Here is a 5179-nt window from a genome sequence, read left to right as displayed (position 1 = left end):
AACTCAAACCTAGAACTCAAATTTAACATAATTAGAATTACGAAAAGACGCTACATGAGCTATATATTACTCAGTACTGCAAGAATGAGATTTGTAAGTATGTATACACTAACATGAAATGAGCACATTGTTTAAGGGTATGGAGTAGGGGGCTAAATATTACTCAAGTAGACGTTAATTCAAGCACTTTTAGGGTTTTTGTAGTTTTCCGTTAGCTTTTTTATTAACAATTAAAGTGCTGAATTATATTGATAGCTAAAAATGTATGATGTGTTCTTAAATATAATTCGTTATTTAACTAATTTGTGCTTGAAGGATAACGTCCTATACGTTAAGTTGCTTTTTGAGGTAACTAATGAGGAATGAGACTATGAAACCTTGGAGTCCGGACAGTTGGAGAGAATTCCCAATTGTTCAACAACCGGAATACCCGGATAAAAATAAACTAAATACGATCGAATCAGAATTAAATGCAGCGCCACCTTTAGTGTTTGCTGAAGAAACTAGAAGCTTGTATAAAAGCTTAGCAGATGTTTGTGAAGGCAAAGCGTTTCTTCTACAGGGTGGTGATTGCGCAGAATCTTTCTCTGACTTTAGCGCTACAAACATCAGAGATACGTTTAAAACGTTGCTGCAAATGGCTGTGGTTTTAACTTACGGCGGAAAATGCCCTGTTGTAAAAATCGCACGTATGGCTGGGCAGTATGCAAAACCAAGATCTTCAGATTACGAAACTATCAATGGCGTATCTCTACCCTCATATAGAGGTGATATAATTAATAGTTTTGAGTTTACTGAGGAAGCTCGTATCCCTGACCCTGCGCGTTTAATGAAAGCATATCATCACAGTGCTTCAACATTGAACTTACTAAGAGCATTCGCTCAAGGTGGTCTAGCTGATTTACATCAAGTTAGCCGATGGAATATGAGTTTTGTTGCTGCAAATCCACTCAGAGATAAGTTCCAGCAAATGGCAAATCGAATTCAGGATGCGTTAGAGTTCATGGAAGTGTGTGGTATTGATGCAACTGTAGCTCCTAGCTTGAAAGAAACGCATTTGTATACATCACATGAGGCTTTGCTTCTTGGCTACGAACAGGCGCTAACTCGTAGAGATCACTTATCAGGTGATTGGTACGATTGTTCAGCCCATTTTGTTTGGATTGGTGAAAGAACTAGGCAACTAGATCATGCTCATATTGAGTTTTTCAGAGGTATTAAAAATCCAATCGGCGTTAAAGTCGGCCCAGGTATGCAACCTGACGATCTAATAAAGCTTATTGATGCTCTAAACCCAGAAAACATACCTGGTAGGTTAACTTTGATTACGAGAATGGGAGCCGATGTATTACCCGAAAAGCTTCCGGCACTTGTTCAAAAAGTAAAAAGCGAAGGCCGCAATGTTGTATGGACGTCCGATCCTATGCATGGCAATACTGAAAAAGCGAGTACCGGCTACAAAACGCGTAGTTTCAATAATATACTTCGTGAAATTAGCCAGTTCTTTGCTGTACACAAAGCGGAGGGTTCTTACCCAGGTGGTGTGCATTTAGAAATGACAGGTCAACACGTTACCGAGTGTATAGGCGGAGCATATGGTCTTTCTGATGAAGATTTAGCTCAAAGGTATAGAACTCAGTGCGACCCACGTTTAAATGCTGATCAAGTACTAGAACTTGGATTTTTGGTAGCTGATTTGCTAAAAGACGCTAGAGATAGAGTTTAGCAAAGAAGAGAGGCCGCTTAAGCGGCCTTTTTTAATATTTGTGCCTAGATAAACCAGCCTCAGCAATAATTTTTGCAGAGATCTCTTCAACAGAAAACTTTGTTGAATTCAAATAAGGCGTACGATGTTTTTTGAATAACATCTCGACCTCTCTAACTTCAATACGACATTGCCTGATGGATGCATACTTTGAATTTGCCATACGCTCTTGCCTTATAGAAGCCAGCCTTTCTGGATCTATTGTTAAACCAAAAAGCTTGTCTTTGTGTTCTATGAGGAACTTTGGCAGGTTACCTTTTTCCAAATCATCCTCAGTAATAGGATAGTTGGCAGCTTTAATACCATATTGGAGTGCCAGATATAGGCTGGTAGGTGTTTTTCCGCTTCGACTAACACCAACAAGTATTATATCAGCTTCATCGTAGTCTTTAATATTCGCACCATCATCATTTGCTAGGGCATAGTTCACAGCGGATATACGGAAATCATACGTTTTCTCATGAATGCTGTGGGTACGGTGAACTTTAGGCACAGGTTTTACCTTGAGTTCTCGTTTTACAATTTCACTCGCATAGGACAAAAAGTCATAACATACGCCTTTTGAAGATGAAATAATATCGGACAATTCAGGGTTAACAAAGGTAAAAAACACAAGTGGTGGCTCGCCACTTGTTTCTGCTAACTTGTCAATAGTCGATTTAACAGCGTTAGCTTTTTCGACGGTTTCTATGAATGGCAATGTTTTATGGTCAAACTCTACAGGAAACATAGAGAGCGTAGCATGGCCAAAAACTTCAGCTGTAATAGCTGTGCCATCTGAAATATAAAATGCTGTTCTCATTTTAACCTTTTCATTACTTTTTTAGTATTTTTTCAAGTCTTGGTTTACGCGGCTATACTTACCGTTGTAGAATGCCTTCGACCTAAAGGAAGGTCAAACAATCTCTCACATTTATTACAATTTGTTTTTGGAGACAGTTCCGTGCAAGACTACGTTCTCTGGTATCAAGAATTGGGTATGCATGACGTACCTCGAGTTGGTGGTAAAAACGCTTCTCTTGGTGAAATGATATCTAACCTTGCTAACGCTGGTGTACAAGTGCCAGGTGGATTCGCAACTACCGCAGATGCTTTCAATGAGTTTCTTGAGCAATCAGGACTTAACGAAAAAATCCACACCATTTTAGACACCCTAGATGTTGACGACGTCAACGAGCTGGCAAAAGTAGGTAGCCAGATCAGACAGTGGGTAATCGACACTCCTTTCCAACCAGAATTAGATAAAGCCATTCGCGCAGCGTATCAAACCCTCCATGGTGAAGATAGCAATGATGTATCTTTTGCCGTACGCTCATCTGCAACCGCAGAAGATATGCCAGACGCATCATTTGCTGGTCAGCAAGAAACTTTCTTAAATGTTCGTGGTATCGACGCTGTAATGGTAGCGATAAAACACGTATTTGCTTCCCTTTTCAATGACCGCGCAATTTCATACCGAGTGCATCAGGGGTATGACCATAGAGGTGTTGCTCTTTCTGCTGGTATTCAGCGAATGGTTCGTTCAGACAAAGCTTCATCTGGTGTTATGTTCTCAATTGATACAGAGTCTGGTTTTGAAGACGTTGTATTTGTAACATCCAGCTATGGCCTAGGCGAAATGGTAGTACAAGGCGCAGTAAACCCTGACGAGTTTTATGTGCACAAACCGACGCTAGCAAAGGGCAACCCAGCGGTAGTTAGAAGAAATATTGGCTCAAAAGCAATTCAAATGATTTACTCGAGTGACGAATCACACGGTAAGCAAGTTGAAATTGTAGACATGGATCCTGCTCTTTCAAACAAGTTCTCTATCACAGATGAAGAAGTTCAAGAGTTAGCTAAGCAAGCAGTTATCATTGAAAAACATTACGGCCGTCCTATGGACATCGAATGGGCTAAAGATGGTAACGACGGCAAGCTTTACATCGTACAAGCAAGACCAGAAACTGTTAGGTCTAATGAAGATGCTAACGTTATGGAGCGTTTTCAGCTTCAAGAAAAGTCTAACGTTGTTTGTGAAGGTAGAGCAATCGGTCACAAAATCGGAACTGGTGTTGTACGAGTCCTAACATCAATTGATGAAATGGATAAAGTACAGCAAGGTGATGTACTTGTTACGGATATGACTGACCCCGACTGGGAGCCTATCATGAAAAGGGCTTCTGCTATCGTCACTAATCGTGGTGGTAGGACTTGTCATGCTGCAATTATAGCCCGTGAGTTAGGTATTCCGGCAGTTGTGGGTTGTGGAAATGCGACAGATACAATCAAACATGGCGACGCTGTAACTGTGTCATGTGCTGAAGGTGATACTGGCTACATCTATGAAGGTGAGTTAAAGTACGAAGTTATTTCTTCTCGCATTGACTCAATGCCAGACTTACCACTCAAGATAATGATGAACGTAGGTAACCCTGACAGAGCGTTTGACTTTGCAAAACTGCCTCATGCAGGAATCGGACTCGCAAGGTTAGAGTTCATAATCAATAGAATGATTGGTGTTCATCCAAAAGCGCTTATTAACTTTGATACTCAATCTGACGATCTTAAAGCAGAAATTAGTGACATCATTGCAGGATATGAATCACCTGTAGAGTTTTATATCGCTAAGCTTGTTGAGGGTATCTCCACTCTTGGTGCGGCTTTTGCCCCTGAGAAAGTGATTGTTCGTATGTCTGACTTTAAGTCAAACGAATATGCAAACTTAATTGGTGGTCAGCAGTACGAGCCGGAAGAAGAAAACCCTATGATAGGCTTCCGTGGTGCTTCTCGTTATATCTCTGAAGACTTCAGAGAATGTTTCGCACTTGAATGTGAAGCGATAAAACGCGTTCGAAATCAAATGGGCCTTACTAACGTTGAAATTATGATTCCGTTTGTAAGAACATTAGAGGAAGCAGCTAAAGTTATCGAACTACTTGAAGAACACGGCTTAAAACGTGGTGAAAATGGTCTTCGCGTTATTATGATGTGTGAGCTACCTTCCAATGCCTTGCTAGCTGATGAATTCTTAGAGTACTTTGATGGTTTCTCTATTGGTTCGAACGATTTAACTCAACTTACATTGGGCTTGGACCGAGACTCTGGTCTTATCGCACATTTGTTTGATGAGAGAAACCCAGCTATTAAGAAGTTACTATCTATGGCCATTAAAACGGCTAAAGAAAAAGGTAAGTACGTTGGGATATGTGGTCAAGGTCCATCAGACCATGAAGATTTCGCAGCTTGGCTTGTAGAGCAGGGAATCGATACGGTTTCTTTAAACCCAGATACTGTTCTTGAAACTTGGTTATATTTGGCTGAGAAGTTCAACAACTAGTACCTCAAATTGTAGCGTCAAGTCTTCTGCTTGAACTCTACATTTGAACTCTACATTTGAACTCTACATTTGAACTCTACATTTGAACTCTACAT

3 protein-coding genes are annotated in these 5179 nt (G+C 40.5%); 2 read left to right on the top strand and 1 reads right to left on the bottom strand.

Going from position 1 to position 5179, the window contains the following annotated elements; all coding sequences use genetic code 11:
- Window positions 1-370: 370 nt before the first annotated feature.
- Window positions 371-1726, top strand: a complete 1356-nt coding sequence (locus tag N475_RS00405; RefSeq protein WP_063364502.1) for a class II 3-deoxy-7-phosphoheptulonate synthase — start codon at window positions 371-373, stop codon at window positions 1724-1726.
- A gap of 31 nt (window positions 1727-1757) precedes the next feature.
- Here the strand turns inward: N475_RS00405 and ppsR are convergent, their stop codons facing one another.
- Window positions 1758-2567 carry a posphoenolpyruvate synthetase regulatory kinase/phosphorylase PpsR gene (gene ppsR, locus N475_RS00400; protein WP_063359486.1) on the bottom strand — a complete coding sequence of 270 codons (810 nt, stop codon included), beginning with the start codon at window positions 2565-2567 and terminating at the stop codon, window positions 1758-1760.
- Window positions 2568-2708: 141 nt separating this feature from the next.
- Here ppsR and ppsA point away from each other — a divergent pair, with 141 nt between their 5' ends.
- Complete coding sequence (gene ppsA / locus N475_RS00395; protein WP_063364501.1) at window positions 2709-5084, top strand: phosphoenolpyruvate synthase; 2376 nt, start codon at window positions 2709-2711, stop codon at window positions 5082-5084.
- The last annotated feature ends 95 nt before the right edge of the window (window positions 5085-5179 follow it).

Origin of the sequence: Pseudoalteromonas luteoviolacea DSM 6061, assembly GCF_001625655.1 — a bacterium.
GTDB classification, from domain to species: Bacteria; Pseudomonadota; Gammaproteobacteria; order Enterobacterales; family Alteromonadaceae; genus Pseudoalteromonas; species Pseudoalteromonas luteoviolacea.
The sequence above is the reverse complement of the archived record's forward strand: the minus strand, read 5'-3'. Positions and strand labels throughout refer to the sequence as shown.